This is a genomic window from Pseudoalteromonas sp. P1-8, from assembly GCF_001399985.1.
Classification (GTDB): Bacteria; Pseudomonadota; Gammaproteobacteria; order Enterobacterales; family Alteromonadaceae; genus Pseudoalteromonas.
In genome coordinates this window covers 69,417-85,050 of record NZ_LJSO01000004.1, presented here as the reverse complement: position 1 = coordinate 85,050, position 15,634 = coordinate 69,417, and the positions used below count along the sequence as shown (strand labels likewise).

The following is a 15,634-nucleotide window of genomic DNA, read 5'->3' as shown; positions in this document are numbered from 1 at the left end:
ACATATAACATTTGGCTATATTGACTATTTATATCATCTATAACGGGGCTTTAAATGCGCTAATAGTAGGGTGTTAATTATATGTGCGTCATGTTATTTTAAATTTAATTGGTTTTACCAATTTACAATGGTGCTATACAAATGAATTTTGTTTGTTATTATTGGTGCATAATTATTTAACAAAAATAACTTTTTATTTTAAGTAAGCGAGGGGAGTCGTATGGATATAGGTGGATTACTCACCACTGCGGCCAGTTTGATGGTGACAGGCATGGTAGGCGTGTTTGTTTTTCTGACTATTTTGATTTCAGCAGTCACTTTAATGTCAAAGGTAGTGGGTCGATTTGATGATCCTGCAACTGCAGAACCTACGCGTACAGCAAAAATTCAACCTCAACAGGGTGTGCCACAGGCACATATTGCAGCAATCAGCGCTGCAATTGCTCAATTTCGAAATAAACAAAAATAACGGGGCAGCTTAAACATGGCTAAATTAAAATTAACCGAATTAGTATTGCGTGACGCACACCAGTCTCTTTTGGCAACGCGTATGCGCTTAGACGATATGCTACCCATGGCAGAAAAACTCGATAATGCGGGTTACTGGTCAATTGAATCATGGGGTGGTGCGACGTTTGACTCGTGTATCCGTTATTTAGGTGAAGATCCTTGGCAACGTATTCGCGAGCTAAAAGCGGCAATGCCAAACACTAAGCAACAAATGCTACTACGCGGACAGAATCTTCTAGGTTACCGTCATTATGCTGATGATGTAGTCGAAAAGTTTGTTGAGCGTGCCCACAAAAACGGTGTTGATGTTTTCCGTATTTTCGATGCGATGAACGATGTACGTAACCTTGAAACTGCCATTAAAGCTGCAGTTAAAGTAGGTGCTCATGCCCAAGGTACTATTTCGTACACAGTAAGCCCAGTCCATACGCTTGATATGTGGCTTGAGCTTGCAAAACAACTAGAAGATCTTGGTTGTCATTCAATTTGTATCAAAGATATGGCGGGTTTATTAAAGCCATATGATTGCGAACAGTTGATCAAAGGCTTAAAAGAAACTGTATCTATTCCTATCGCAATGCAATGTCACGCGACGACAGGTTTAAGTACTGCAACTTACCAAAAAGCAATCGATGCGGGTATCGATATGCTTGATACGGCTATTTCGTCAATGAGTATGACCTATGGTCATAGCGCAACAGAAACCATTGTTTCAATTGTTGAAGGCACAGAGCGTGACACCGGCCTTAATTTAAATGAGTTAGAAGAAATTGCCGCTTATTTCCGTGATGTACGTAAGAAATACGCTGCATTTGAAGGCAGCCTTAAAGGTGTTGATGGTCGTATCTTATTAGCCCAAGTACCTGGCGGTATGTTAACTAACATGGAGAATCAGCTTAAAGAACAAGGTGCTGCTGATAAGCTTGATCAAGTATTACTTGAGATCCCGCGTGTACGTGAAGACTTAGGTTACATTCCTCTAGTTACACCAACGTCGCAAATTGTAGGTACTCAAGCGGTACTTAATGTGTTGACTGGCGAGCGTTATAAAACCATCACTAAAGAAACTGCGGGTGTACTCAAAGGCGAGTATGGTGCAACACCGGCGCCAATGAATAAAGAGCTACAAGAGCGTGTACTAGAGGGGGCTGAAGCAATTACGTGCCGTCCTGCTGATAAGCTTGAACCTGAACTTGAGAAGCTTGAAGCAGAGTTATTAAGTGAAGCTAAAGAGCAAGGTTTAGAGCTTGCTGATGACGTGATTGATGATGTGCTTACTTACGCATTATTCCCTCAAATCGGCCTTAAGTTTATTAAAAACCGTAACAACCCTGATGCGTTTGAAGCAATTCCAACGGGTGAAGTCGCTAAGTCAGAAACTAAGCCAGCCTCTACAAGCCCTGCAAAAGCAGAGCAATACAGCGTTAAAGTGGATGGCAAAGTTTACGATGTCGTTGTAGCGCAAGGTGGTGAGCTCAAAGAAGTAACCCTAAAAGACAGTGAGTTAATTCCTCAGTCAGCTTCAGCGTCTGTTAGCGAAACCTTAAACGCGCCGTTAGCAGGCAATATTTTCAAAGTGAAGGTAAAAGCTGGCCAAACAGTAAATGAAGGTGATGTGGTTATCATTATGGAAGCGATGAAAATGGAAACAGAAGTTCGCGCTGCACACTCAGGCACAATAGCTGAAGTATTAGTAGCAGAAGGCGACTCTGTTGCCACTGGCGATGCGCTAATCGCACTGGCATAGGAGACAGAGGATGGATGGTGTTTTAAACCTCTGGCATGCCACGGGTATTGCTAACTTTACCTTTCCAGCATTGATCATGATTGCGGTTGGTTGCTTGTTACTCTATTTAGCAATCGCCCGTAACTTTGAGCCACTGTTGTTATTACCTATCGGCTTTGGGGCTATTTTAACTAATATCCCAGTTGCTGGGTTATCTGAGCCGGGTGGTCTTTTATATTACGTGTACCATATCGGGATTGACTCTGGGGTATTCCCACTTTTGATCTTTATGGGCGTGGGTGCACTCACAGACTTTAGTGCCCTGATAGCAAATCCGCGTATGTTGCTGTTGGGCGCGGCTGCGCAGTTTGGTATTTTTGCTACTTTATTTGGTGCAATTCTACTTAACTTTATTCCTGGCTTTGAATTTTCGCTACAGGATGCATCGGCCATCGCCATTATTGGTGGGGCAGATGGTCCAACAGCTATTTTCTTAGCATCTAAGTTGGCACCTGATTTACTTGGTGCAATCGCAGTAGCGGCTTATTCATACATGGCACTTGTGCCAATTATTCAGCCGCCAATTATGCGCGCACTAACAACGCAAGAAGAGCGCGAAATTCAAATGCCGCAACTTCGTACAGTATCGAAAAAAGAGAAAATTGTTTTTCCATTAATGGTGCTTAGTTTAACTATCTTGTTTTTACCTGCGGCAACACCGCTGGTAGGTATGTTCTGCTTAGGTAACTTGATGCGTGAATCAGGTGTGGTTGATCGTTTAAGCAATAGTGCACAAAACGAAATCATCAACATTACCACCATTTTCTTAGGCTTAGCGGTAGGCTCAAAGCTTGCAGCCGATAAGTTCTTAACCGTAGAAACAATCGGTATTTTGGTGTTAGGTGCTTTAGCCTTTGCAATTGGTACAGCTTCAGGCGTGTTTATGGCAAAAGGTCTTAATAAGATCTCTAAATCGCCAATCAACCCATTAGTAGGCGCAGCCGGTGTGTCAGCGGTACCAATGGCAGCACGTGTGGTTAATAAGGTAGGTCTTGAGAGCAACCCGCATAACTTCTTGTTAATGCATGCCATGGGACCAAACGTAGCAGGGGTATTAGGAAGTGCCGTTGCAGCAGGTATTTTGTTAGCGATTGTTGGCTAATAACACGATTAAGTCGATTTACTTCCAACCGACTGGCGCAGTAATTTTACTGCGCTTTTTTTTGCCTATAGACTAGGGTCACCCTAAAGAAATTGTAGTTAAATGATAGTTGTGTAAGGAAGCCACCATGAATATTTTTATTATCTTATTATGCCTTTTTGTTGCTTTGGTTATTTTAATACCGCTACTTGAAAAGTATCAGTCTAAAATGGGGCTTGATGGCGCGACAAAGTATGCAAAGTATATTTGGCCTCTGGTGATGATTTCGCTGATTATTCAACTTATCTATGTTCTTTTAAGGTAGTAATTGTATTAACCCGCAGTGCTATCAGTACTGATTTTAGTAAAGTCTATAATAGTTTTAGCCAGATTTATTCTGGCACAAAAAAGCCGCTTCAAGTTGAAGCGGCTTTTTTATGTTTACTTAACTACTTATTTAACGCTAATTGTAACTCACGGTTACGCTGTAATTGCGCTAAGAAGTTATCAGCAATCGGTTTAAACTTAGCTAACTCATCACGCGGTAGAGGCTCTGATTTAGGTAGTTTGACCGTTTTAGGGTTACGGTGAACACCGTTTACTAAGAATTCATAGTGTAAGTGTGGGCCCGTCACACGACCTGTCGCACCAACAGTACCAATCTTCTGGCCTTGTTTCACTTTCTGACCAGTTCTAACCATCTTTTTGTTTAAGTGTAAGTACTTAGTCACATACTGTGTGCCATGGCTAATAAATACATAATTACCATTGTATTTACTGTAGCCTGCTTTAATCACTTTACCATTACCCGATGATACAACTGGCGTACCGGTACGCGCTGCGTAATCGATACCGTTATGTGGTTTTACCGTTTTGGTCACTGGGTGTAAACGACGCGGGTTAAAGCTCGAACTAATATACTTAAAGTTAACAGGTGCGCGTAAGAAGGCTTTTTTCATGCTACGGCCTTCAGGCGTGTAGAAGTTACCATCAGTATGGCGAATAGCTGTATAACGCTCACCTTGGTTAATAAATTCTGCGGCAATAATTTTACCATCACCAATGTACTCACCATCAACATAGTGAGCTTCATAAATTAGACCAAACTGGTCACCTTTACGAATGTCATTAGCAAAGTCGACATCCCAACCGAAGATGTCAGCAAAATTCATAATTTGACGCTCGCTCAAGCCAGCGGCAATGCCTGACGTCCAAAAACTATTAGAGATCTCGCCGCCAGCCGACTTACTTAGCGTTTCGATTTCTTTGCTATCGATAGAAGTGTCGTAGTTACCTTCGTCATTTAATGTAACGTATAAGGTATCTGTTTTTGAAATCACATAACGTAGCTGCGCTAGAGAACCATCTTCAGCCGTTGCAAAGCTTAAGGTTTCGCCTGGGTGAATTTTTGTTAACTTACGAGTTTCAGCGTTGGTGTTAACTAGTTTGTGTAATGTTTGCGCTGAGAAACCCGCACGTTTAAAGATAAGTGCTAAATTATCGCCATTACGTACTTCATGGTCGATAAGCTCGTATTCTGGAAGTTTTGCTGCTGCTTGCTGTGAATTAAGCTCAGTTAGTTTTTCGTTATCATCAACTTTAACTTGTAATTCGTAGCGTTTGCCAATTTCAAGTGCTTTTGCACTGTTATCCTTTGAAGCGGTGGCTTTTTCAGAAGGCAATAATGCCAAGCCAACAATAGCAGAAACCAAACCGAGAATAAGCAGTTTGTGTTTTTTGGGAAGTTTGTGCACTACGTGAACCATATCGTGCCTTTTCTGCTGTCAAGAAATTTAAATACTAATATCGCAGGATATACCTAAAATAGAGCAAATACCAGTGTTTTGTAGATTTAAACTGGCGCTATTTTACGCTAGAATTGCTCAGCGCGTTAAACTTTTTTGGTTAAAATTGCAGCAGATGCCTATGGTTAAACTAAATCTATATTAGTTAACTAAAGTACCTTCATTAAATTGCAATAACGCGGTATAAAGAACAATCATGCGCGCTGCCTTCAGGGCTGTTTCTTAAACTATTTAAGTTAGGCTTTTTTCTAGTGTCGCTTTTTGGTGCTAACTAGCTAAATTTTAAAGTTTTTAGCTCTATATTTTATAACCCTGATAGGCCACCACGCCCCGGTAGCTGAATTTTTGGAGTAATACACAGTGGATTTACAAACCGCTCTAGCTGAGATAAAACGCGGTGCAGAAGAGATATTAATTGAAGACGAATTAGTCGAAAAGCTAAAGTCTGGTAAGAAACTTAAGATCAAAGCGGGTTTCGATCCAACTGCGCCTGATCTGCATTTAGGTCATACAGTTCTTATCAACAAAATGAAAACCTTCCAAGACCTAGGTCATGAAGTGATTTTCTTAATCGGTGACTTCACCGGTATGATTGGTGATCCAACGGGTAAAAACGTAACACGTAAACCGTTAACTCGTGAAGATGTTTTAGCTAATGCTGAAACCTATAAAGAGCAAGTATTTAAAATTCTTGATCCTGCAAAAACAACGGTTGCATTCAACTCTGCTTGGATGGAGAACTTAGGTGCAGCAGGTATGATTAAACTGGCTGCGCGTCAAACAGTAGCACGTATGCTAGAACGTGATGACTTTAAAAAGCGTTATGCCAACGGTCAATCGATTGCTATCCACGAATTTTTATATCCACTGGTACAAGGTTGGGACTCAGTTGCATTAGAAGCTGATGTTGAGCTTGGCGGTACAGACCAACGTTTTAACCTATTAATGGGTCGTGAATTACAAAAAGACGAAGGCCAAAAGCCACAAACAGTACTTATGATGCCACTGCTTGAAGGTACTGACGGCGTTCAGAAAATGTCTAAGTCATTAGGTAATTACATTGGTATTACTGATGAGCCAAACGACATGTTTGGTAAAGTAATGTCTATCAGCGATGATCTAATGTGGCGTTACTATGACTTATTAAGTGCATTATCTATCGAAGAAATTGCTGCGCTTAAACAGCGTGTTGCTGATGGTGCAAACCCGCGTGACATCAAGATTGAGCTTGCAAAAGAAATGATTGCACGTTTCCACAGTGAAGAAGCAGCCGAAGGTGCTCATCAAGATTTCATCAAGCGTTTCCAAAAGAATGCATTACCAGATGAGATCCCAGAAGTGACAGTAACAATTGCTGAAGATACTGTGTTTATTACTAATCTATTAAAAGAAGCTAACCTTGTAGCTAGTACGTCAGAAGCAATGCGTATGATTAAACAAGGTGCTGTAAAGATTAATGGTGAAGAGAAAGTAACGGATACTAAGCTTGAAGTTGCTAAAGGCACAACACAGATTTACCAAGTAGGTAAACGTAAGTTTGCTAAAATCACCTTAGCTTAATAAAGCTAATTGGTATAAAAAACCAGCTGCGGCTGGTTTTTTTGTGCTTATATTTTGATTAGTTTGTGAATAGGCCAATTACTTCAATCCCGACTATCAGTAGTAACCAAAATGCTTTCGCTTGATTTAAGCGATTCACTAAGGCAGGAATATCATCGGCATCTGGTAAGCGATCGGTCCCAACACGCATTTTATTAAAGCGCTCACCTTGGTAAAGGGCAGGGCCGCCTAATTGCACTTGCAAAGCAGCCGATGTAACACTTAACAGCCATCCTGTATTGGTTTGATAAAAGTGTCTGCCATAGTGTTTTATATAATGAATACACTGTTTACTGGCATTGGTTGCTGCAATCGTTAATGCAACTAATCGAGTGGGTAACCACTCCAATACAAACAGTAACTTAGCAATGGGAGCCAAAAACGGGTTGTTGGGTTTTAGGTTTTTTCGCCATGCTTGATGAATTAATGTGAGTAAACGATAAACCAAAGCAAGGATAGCGCCGCCAAGTAGATAAAAGAATATAACGGCAAAATAATGCCGCGCACTTTGTAGCACCAGTGACTCCATGGTTGCTTTGCAAATGCCTGGGGCTGATAAACGTGATACATCACGGGCAACGAGGCTAGCTAGTAGCTCTCTTGCAGTCGCTTTTTGGTTGAGCTTGAGTAATCTGGCAATACGTAATGATTTCTTCTCTTGAGCGCGGCTACTGAGTAACAAATATAAAATTAAGCCATTTAATAGCTCAGGGTAAAAAGCAAACTCTAAAAACAGCACAACCAATGTCACTATCACTAAAATGGTGAGAGTAAAAGCTAAGGTTGAGGCTAAATATTGATAGCTTTTGGGGTTCGTTGGGTTGTATAAACGCTCGCTAAGCGCAGAGAAAATAACGGTTAAAAAGGTATTAGGATGATACCAACTAACCAAAGGAAAGAAGCGCTCAGCTAAGAGCGCGACAAAAAATACAATAATGTCCAAATGGTTTTGAACAATATTTGCAATCACTTTATAAACTCACCGATGTTAGCTTCTCTAAAAGAGCAACAACCATTTTAGATGAGTTGATAGATGCAGTTTCGATATACTCTTCAAATGATTGCGGCGACTCTTTGCCAGCAATGTCAGACATTGAACGAATAACAACAAATGGTGTTTCTAGCACATGACAAGCTTGTGCAATTGCTGCACCTTCCATTTCTACTGCAAGCATAGTTGGGAATTCAGCACGTGTTTTTTCAATTCGTACCGGGTCACACATGAATGAATCACCAGTACAAATTAGGCCAATCATGGTTTTAACATCGCTGATTTGACTTACGCTTTGCTCTGCCGCTTCAATCAGTTTAGGGTGCGCAGCAAAGCCAGCTGGCATTTGTGGTACTTGACCGATTTCGTAACCGAATGCAGTTACGTCTACATCATGGTGACGAACTTCTGAAGAAATAACCACATCGCCTACATTTAGCGATGGCTCAAAACCACCTGCAGAACCTGTGTTGATCACACAATCTGGACTGAAGTTATCGATCAGTAGTGTTGTTGCTACTGCAGAAGCCACTTTACCAATACCAGATTGAACTAAAGTAACTGTGTTACCCGCTAGTTCACCGGTGTAAAAGGTAAAACCAGCTTTAGTCATGATGCTTGGGTTTACCATTGCTTCGCGTAAGATTTTTACTTCTGGCTCCATCGCGCCAATAATACCAACGTGCATAATATTTGATTCCTTAGATTGAATAGGATGATTATACCTAAAAATGCCTGAAACAAACAAAAAAGCAGACCTTAAAGTCTGCTTTTGCCAATATTATGACAGGTTATATTTCTGCAAGCGCCGTTGAGTGTGCTTTTGCTTGTGATGGTGATAATACCGCAGGTTTAGTAACGCGGTTGCGTGCAGGTCTTGCAGGCGCTGCTGCAGGTTTACCAAGTTTAAACATGATTGCATCACGCACTTCTCTTGGTTGATAACCTGATTTTACCTTCATGCGAATATGCGGGATGCCTGCCGCTTCTAACGCGCCACTAACAAACCAGTCACGTTGTGCTTTATGGCCGTCGCGGTTGGTGTTATTGACTAAATCAACGGCGGCAACAATAGTAAGTTTGTCTTTGTCGATAAGCACGTAATCTAACTGTTTGTTTTTGGCTTTAGCCATTGCAGCGCGCTTAGCTTTGACAGATAAGCCTTGCTTACAGTCGATTAAATCAATGAGTTTAACGCGGCTGACGATTTTATATTGGTCGCCTACAGCACGTTCTAGAAGATGTAAGAAAGCACTCTCAACTTGCGTAAAAACAGTTTGCTTACGAGTGAAAGGATAAGGGTTTCCGCCTTCATCGGTAAACTTTGACGCAACAACAGAGGCTACTACGACTAATACTAAAATTGATAATAAAGCGAATTCCATACGGTAACTCCACAACAACAAATTGACACTGAAAATTAATAGCAATTAGCGTGCCTAAGTGTGTGGAGTCACCCGAAATTTTTAAGCCGTGTATCCGCCAGCAACCCCTTTAACAGCGATAGCTACTGCGTCGTGAGCATGAAGTGATTCGTAGTGGTTTATTTGCAGCCAATAATCTGCGTAGTTTTGCTGTTCAAGTAAACCTTTAATTTTACGTGCAGCATCTTCGCAGAACATGAGGTTTTGACCATTTAAGCGGGCAAACTCTTGCTCATCTTCACGCTTAACTGCCGCTTGTACTGGCGTTTTTAGCTCAGCTTCTAAAGCATCAATTAAGCCAACCACATCAAAACTGTCAATTTGGCTGTCGAGTTTTACTTTCACGTTTGCAATTGAACGCTGTGAGTGTGGTGTAGCAACAATGCCGTCTGTTGTGCCTAGCCATTCTAAAACAGTTTGCTTATCAATATTTTGCTCTGCAAACTTTTCGCTAAAGGCATTTTGAATTAATTGACGAGCAAGAGCCGCTGAACATGGGCATGTTGACGAGTAAGTAACATCAACCATTAACTCAAAACTTACAGTGCCTTGGTTGATCTTAGCGATCAAATGAACAGGGTAGTTTTTCCAACCTACTTTGCCACTTAATAAAGATTTACGACGCAGAGGTAGCTCAAATTTAAATTCGATTTGTGCTTGGTCACTTAAATCATCATGGCTGCTAATAAAGGCATCAAGTGCTTGCTTGAGAGTTTGCGGATTAACTTGCTGCTCGGTTGATAAGGTATCAAGAGCTAAAAATAAACGCGACATATGAATGCCTTTTGCGTCTTCTTTATGCAAGTTTACAAAAGCTCGCGCTTTGGCAATTACATTTACAGGGGCAATATTGCGAGTTTCAAAAATGAAAGGAAGTTCAATTTCGCCCATGCCAACCCAGTCTAATTTACCTGTTTGTAAGGCGGGAGCCGTATCAGCAATATCTGGCATTGTGGTTTGCATGGTAATACTCATTCTTTGCAATTATTAAAGCGCGGTATTTTACATGAAAAAATATAAAAAAGCGGCGTTGATGAAAAAATTCTATGTTTATCGCACAATATGAATATTTCTAAAGGAATAGTGATAAAATTAGCTATGCTGTTTTTTTTCGATTATGTGCCTAAGCTTTATATATGATTGATTCTTCTTTGAGTCCGTGGGCTCGCACACTCTCAAGCTTTATTTCTAAGTATGGTGAGTTTAAAACTGCCGCTGCCTGTTATGCCTTATTATTGGTCATGTCGCTGATCTTATCGTGCATGTTTTATTATGTAGCAGTTGGAACGGTAACTTTAGTTGATGTTTTAGCGGTGATGTTCTTCACTGCGGTGGTATCGCCGATTTTAATAACTGTACTGCTTAACTCAATTCGCCAATTAGAAGCTTCTTATAGCTACCTAGATAGCGCAACCAAACAAGAAAAACTGCTCAATCAAACGCTAAAAGACAATATCAGTCGCTTAAACGAAGAGATTGATGAGCGTAAAATGGCGTTTCATGCCAAACACAGAGCAATAGAAGAACTTAGACGCGAAATCGCCGAGCGTAAGAAGACCCAACAAGAGCTTGCGCAACAAGGCATGCTATTGCGCTCTATTGTCGACTCATCTCCCGATTTATTTTATTACCGCGATAACAATGGTGTATTTGCCGGCTGTAATAAAATGTTTGAACAAGTGATAGGTAAAAGTAGCGATGAGCTAATTGGTAAAAGTGTCGAAGAAATCTACCCAAGTGATTATTTACCAGAAGTACTGCGCACCGACAAAAAAGTATCTCAAACCCATCAAGCTCTGACGCTTGACGTTGAATACCCCGTTGATGGTGAAAAGCGCTGGTTTGAAATGCGTAAGTTACCTTTTATTAATGAAAAAGGTGAGTACATAGGTTTACTTGCCTTTGGCCGTGATATCACCAGTCGTAAAGAAGCAGCACAAGCCCTTGAAGCAGCTTATAAAGATAAAGGGAAATTCATTGCAACTTTAAGCCATGAATTAAGAACGCCGCTTAACGGTATTGTGGGTTTAACCCGCATGCTACTTGATACTGAACTCGATAAACAGCAACGTAGTTGGTGTAACACGGTGTTTTCAAGTGCCGAGACCCTTGGCAATATTTTTAACGATATTATCGACTTGGATAAAATTGACCGTGAGCAGCTCGATATTGTTGCTGACTCAGTCAATGTGGCCGACTTTATTAATGACGTAGTGAATTTTGCAGGCTTAATTGCTGAACAAAAAGGCCTTGAGTTCAATATTAAACGTAAAGGCACACTGGATGTTTACGCATCTCTTGATCCGACCCGTTTACGCCAAGTTGTTTGGAACCTTATCAATAATGCCGTTAAGTTTACTCAGCAAGGCCATGTAGAGCTTGAATGTCGTCGTGAGAATCGTGCCGATGGTCCGTGGTTAGTGATGCGTGTGAGCGACACGGGGCAAGGTATTCCACAAGAGCAGCTGCATCGTATTTTTGACATGTACTACAAAGCACCAGATATTAACGGTACCAATGCTATTGGCTCTGGTATCGGCCTTGCGGTAACAAAAGCACTTGTTAGCGCAATGAAAGGTGAAATTAATGTCAGCAGTACTGAAGGTGAGGGCAGTGTTTTTGTTGTTGAAATACCGCTTAAGCTCTGTATTGCGCCTACCGAGCAAAGTTATGCGGTACGCAGCTTAAACATTCTTTTAGTGGAAGATGTGCCGCTAAATGCTGAAATTGCTACTAACTTACTTGAGCAGCGTGGTCACGAAGTTATTTGGGCTGAAACTGGTGAGGATGCGCTGTCGTTTGTCTACACAGAAGATGACTTAGACCTAGTTTTACTTGATATGCAATTACCTGATATCAATGGTGATGAAGTTGCTCGTCAAATTCGTGACGATGAACACTTTGATAACTTACCAATCGTTGCCTTAACTGCCAACGTGCGTAGCGCCGAAGAAGAGCTTGCTGGTATTAATATTCAAGGTGCACTCGCTAAGCCTATCAATACCACTAAACTCGATAAAATGCTCGGTGAGTTATTTGATATCAAGCAGCAACAAAACTGTCAGCCTGAGCCAATCAAAGCTGTGACTGAAAAAGATTTATCGGGTATTCGCGTTGAGCTGCTCGATATAGAAACCATCGAAGACTTTGTAGGCTCAATGGGGCTGGTTATCTTTAATCGCAGTTGTGAGTTATTTAATAAGTTAAATCCTCAGTACCAAACTGAGCTGGCAGATGCGTTAGCGGCAGATGATAGAGAAGAGTACAAATCGGTGGCACATAAATTAAAAGGTGCAGCTGGCTCTGTAGGTTTAAACGATGTGCAGTTACATGCTAAGAAGATGGAACATGGCGCGCTTGAAGAAAGTAGTGAAGAGTTACAACAGTGGCTTGATGAACTCGCAGTGAAAATAAATGAAGGGCGTGACGCCCTCCAATTATTCTTACAACAGTTAGAAGATTAATTCTAATTAGCTGTCGATTTTACCAATGAAGCGATAGCCTTCACCATGGATGGTGCTGATCAGCTCAGATGTGCTGTTATCGCTTTCAAAATGTTTTCTGATACGACGAATTGTTACGTCTACAGTACGGTCGTTAGCGCGAAGCTCACGGCCAGTCATGTGCTTGATTAATTGCTCACGGCTGAAGATACGGCCCGGTGAGTCAAGCATTAAGCGTAGCGCGCGGTATTCACCTTTAGGTAAACGTTTAGCGTCGCCGCTTGGAGATGTTAAACAACGGCTGTTTTCATCAAGTTCCCAACCGTTAAATGTGATAACACCATTTGTTTCGATATTCGCTTCTTCGCCACCTAGAGCTGTGCGCGAAATAAGGTTACGAGCACGAATAGTTAATTCGCGAGGGTTGAATGGTTTTGTGATGTAATCATCAGCACCAATTTCAAGACCTAAAATGCGATCAACGTCGTTGTCACGACCTGTTAAGAAAATTAAACCAACGTTACGTTTTTGACGTAATTCACGCGCTAAGATTAGCCCGTTTTTACCTGGTAGGTTGATGTCCATAACTACAAGGTTCACATCATCATTATTTGTAAGCTTGTCATGCATATCATCGCCATCAATGGCTTCAATAACTTTGTAACCTTCAGCTTCAAATAAACTAACGAGGTTTAGTCGAGTTACGTCTTCATCCTCTACGATCAGAATGACTGGCGTTTGCATTGTATATTAACCTTTTCGGAAATTTTATTTACAAAAATTCGGTATTATCAAGCAAAACCGAATACTAGAGATTATAGGATTAGATCCAATTGTTAACAAGTAAAATCAATTTGGATAAAACTTAGCCATAGCTAACAATCGAGATTGCACTTTAAAGTTATGCTGCAATACGTGCTGCTTATTGATATACAGTCGGATTTTATTTCCTTCTTGAACCAGAGAGGCTATACCGCCATTTTCTAAAAAGCTGATACTTTCACCTATTGTTAAAGTATCCAATGAAATTGTATCGGTCCAAAGTGGAAGTATATCATTTTCTAATGTTTCATCAATGTATGTGATATCACAAACTTGAGAAAGTTCAGAAATTTGCTGGGTTTTTTTCACTAATATAACGTTAATTGGTTTTTTGTTAATTTGCAGTTCATTTCTGTCTTTAAGGAACGCCCCTGGACCTTTATCTAAGTCATAAAAACAAAATGAAATAGGGGGAGGGTTCACTTGGTCATTAAATTTCGTGAACTTAGCAATTTGATACAAAAAGGCTGATTTAACTTGGTCCGGTGATTTGGCAAATGCAGGGCATACAACAAGCAAAGCTAATAAGATACAACTCACTAATCTCATTACGCTGCACCTTCTTGCAATGGCAGAGTAATAATAAAGTGAGCCCCTTCGTCAGCTAGTTCATCGTATACGATGCTACCACCAAGTGCTTGAGTCACTAAGTTATAAACTAGGTGCATGCCCAAACCACTGCCACCTTCACCACGTTTAGTAGTTACAAATGGGTCGAAAATACGTTTGCGAATTGATTTCTCAACGCCAATACCATTATCGAAGTAGTGAATACTCAAGCTACTTTCGTTGCGATCAACATTAAAGGTGATTTCATTATCTTGGTTATCGCTAAATGCATGTATAACAGAGTTGCTTAGCAGCTGTTGTAGTACTTGTTGTAAAGGCCCCGATTTGGTTTCAATACTAACGTCATTGCTACAGTTAATCGTAATTTTAGGATTACGATATTGAATCTCTGAGCGCATCGACATCACCACATCATTTAATAAATCATTTAAATTGATTTTGGTGCTGACTTCTACATCTTGATTAACAGCCACTTTCTTAAAGCTAGATACGAGCTCTGCTGCACGGTTAAGATTGCGATAGATAAGATCGAGGTTTTCAATGCCGTCATTAATAAAGCGTTTTAAGTGTGCTGAAGTTAAAGTTTTTTGTTCAAACTGCGCGTGAATTTCTGCCAGCTTATCACGTAACAGCGTTGAGCCTGTAATACCTAACCCAATAGGTGTGTTAACCTCATGAGCAACACCTGCAACCATTTGCCCCAGTGACGCCATTTTCTCATTTTCGACGATTTGGTTTTGGTATTGGTGCATACGCTCAAGGGTATTGAGCAGCTCTTGGTTAGCCTCACGTAATGCGATTGTTCGTTGATTTACTTTTTCTTCAAGGCTTTGGTTAAGTTGTTTTATTTCTTGTTTGTCTTTTTCGTGGCGCTCAATTTGTTTTTGAGTGCGCGAGAGCATGATATTTAAGCTGCCCGCTAGCTGGTTTATTTCATCAATATTGGTTTTTTGTGCGCGAGTATCATAGTTATGGTTTTTCGACACGTCTTGCAGTAGGTTACTTAGCTCATCAATAGGGTTTGCAATGCGTTTTTGAATACGTCTAGCAACAAAGTACACCAGAACTAAAACGAACAAGGTGAGTAAAATATCAATGATAATTTTACGATTGATATATTGGTTTAACCTATCTAATCCGCCGCGAACGTATACGTAACCTATAGTGTCCCCTTCGTATACGATAGGCGTTATTAGCTCTATATCTTTATCTTTAAAGCGTGGCTCTAATAGGTTATCTATACTGCCAACTTTAATGGGTACTGGTGGTGTTCGGTTGGCATTAAAGCTACTAAAAAACACCGGCTCGTTTGATAACTCATCGATTGAATAAATATGGATGTTTTTAATAAGCGGCACAGATTCAAATGACTTTAAGCGCTCAGATTCGGTCTCGTTATCGTCAAACAACACGGTAATTTGAGCGTTGTAGGCAATTATTTTCGATAGGATAGAGATTTTATCGACAATCAGCGCTTTTTGTTCTTTTACGTCTAGATAAGTCGAAATAGAAATAGACAAAGACAAGCATAATGCAGTGACTAGCATTACCGCATTGGTCAACGCTTTACGAATACTTGTTTGTGTCGAAAATATCGGCATGC

General features: G+C 40.7%; 14 protein-coding genes. 6 read left to right on the top strand and 8 right to left on the bottom strand.

Annotated elements, in window-relative coordinates; translation table 11 throughout:
• Nucleotides 1–220: 220 nt before the first annotated feature.
• The 4 genes from AN213_RS07290 (at nt 221) to AN213_RS20250 (ending at nt 3,702) form a co-directional block, all read left to right on the top strand.
• The gene (locus tag AN213_RS07290) at nt 221–469 is read left to right on the top strand and encodes an OadG family protein (RefSeq protein WP_054560781.1); all 249 of its coding nucleotides are present in this window, start codon (nt 221–223) and stop codon (nt 467–469) included.
• A gap of 15 nt (nt 470–484) precedes the next feature.
• Nucleotides 485–2,257 (top strand): sodium-extruding oxaloacetate decarboxylase subunit alpha, encoded by a 1,773-nt coding sequence (oadA, locus tag AN213_RS07285; RefSeq protein ID WP_055198140.1) that lies wholly within the window; start codon nt 485–487, stop codon nt 2,255–2,257.
• 10 nt (nt 2,258–2,267) lie between these two features.
• Entirely contained in the window at nt 2,268–3,398 is a 1,131-nt protein-coding gene (locus AN213_RS07280; protein WP_054560779.1) for a sodium ion-translocating decarboxylase subunit beta, read from the top strand.
• A 127-nt stretch (nt 3,399–3,525) separates the two neighbouring features.
• On the top strand, nt 3,526–3,702 hold the full coding sequence (locus tag AN213_RS20250; protein WP_165385086.1) for a hypothetical protein: 177 nt from the start codon (nt 3,526–3,528) through the stop codon (nt 3,700–3,702).
• A 124-nt stretch (nt 3,703–3,826) separates the two neighbouring features.
• On the opposite strand, the gene AN213_RS07275 is transcribed toward AN213_RS20250, so the two are convergent.
• On the bottom strand, nt 3,827–5,143 hold the full coding sequence (locus AN213_RS07275; RefSeq protein ID WP_055198138.1) for a peptidoglycan DD-metalloendopeptidase family protein: 1,317 nt from the start codon (nt 5,141–5,143) through the stop codon (nt 3,827–3,829).
• Between the two features lie 399 nt (nt 5,144–5,542).
• Between AN213_RS07275 and tyrS the strand changes: the two genes are divergently transcribed.
• Nucleotides 5,543–6,742, top strand: coding sequence for a tyrosine--tRNA ligase (gene tyrS, locus AN213_RS07270; protein WP_054560777.1), 1,200 nt, complete (start codon nt 5,543–5,545; stop codon nt 6,740–6,742).
• 58 nt (nt 6,743–6,800) lie between these two features.
• Here tyrS and AN213_RS07265 read toward each other — a convergent pair whose 3' ends face one another.
• The 4 genes from AN213_RS07265 to folE2 all read right to left on the bottom strand — a co-directional run bounded on the left by AN213_RS07265 (nt 6,801) and on the right by folE2 (nt 10,159).
• Entirely contained in the window at nt 6,801–7,751 is a 951-nt protein-coding gene (locus AN213_RS07265; protein WP_054560776.1) for a cobalamin biosynthesis protein, read from the bottom strand.
• 1 nt (nt 7,752) lies between these two features.
• On the bottom strand, nt 7,753–8,460 hold the full coding sequence (mtnN, locus tag AN213_RS07260; protein WP_054551291.1) for a 5'-methylthioadenosine/S-adenosylhomocysteine nucleosidase: 708 nt from the start codon (nt 8,458–8,460) through the stop codon (nt 7,753–7,755).
• 103 nt (nt 8,461–8,563) lie between these two features.
• Nucleotides 8,564–9,157 (bottom strand): DUF2726 domain-containing protein, encoded by a 594-nt coding sequence (locus tag AN213_RS07255; protein WP_054560775.1) that lies wholly within the window; start codon nt 9,155–9,157, stop codon nt 8,564–8,566.
• An 81-nt stretch (nt 9,158–9,238) separates the two neighbouring features.
• Complete coding sequence (folE2, locus tag AN213_RS07250) at nt 9,239–10,159, bottom strand: GTP cyclohydrolase FolE2 (protein ID WP_055198137.1); 921 nt, start codon at nt 10,157–10,159, stop codon at nt 9,239–9,241.
• 173 nt (nt 10,160–10,332) lie between these two features.
• On the opposite strand from folE2, the gene arcB reads away from it, so the two are divergent.
• Entirely contained in the window at nt 10,333–12,660 is a 2,328-nt protein-coding gene (gene arcB, locus AN213_RS07245; protein WP_054560773.1) for an aerobic respiration two-component sensor histidine kinase ArcB, read from the top strand.
• Nucleotides 12,661–12,666: 6 nt separating this feature from the next.
• Here the strand turns inward: arcB and arcA are convergent, their stop codons facing one another.
• From arcA to AN213_RS07230, 3 genes are all read right to left on the bottom strand, one after another.
• A complete protein-coding gene (gene arcA, locus AN213_RS07240; RefSeq protein WP_054551295.1) occupies nt 12,667–13,383 on the bottom strand; it encodes a two-component system response regulator ArcA in 717 nt (238 codons plus the stop codon).
• A 105-nt stretch (nt 13,384–13,488) separates the two neighbouring features.
• Nucleotides 13,489–14,010 (bottom strand): YfiR family protein, encoded by a 522-nt coding sequence (locus AN213_RS07235; protein ID WP_054560772.1) that lies wholly within the window; start codon nt 14,008–14,010, stop codon nt 13,489–13,491.
• Nucleotides 14,010–15,632 carry an ATP-binding protein gene (locus AN213_RS07230; protein ID WP_055198135.1) on the bottom strand — a complete coding sequence of 541 codons (1,623 nt, stop codon included), beginning with the start codon at nt 15,630–15,632 and terminating at the stop codon, nt 14,010–14,012. The genes AN213_RS07235 and AN213_RS07230 overlap by 1 nt, the downstream gene beginning before the upstream one ends.
• Nucleotides 15,633–15,634 lie beyond the last annotated feature (2 nt).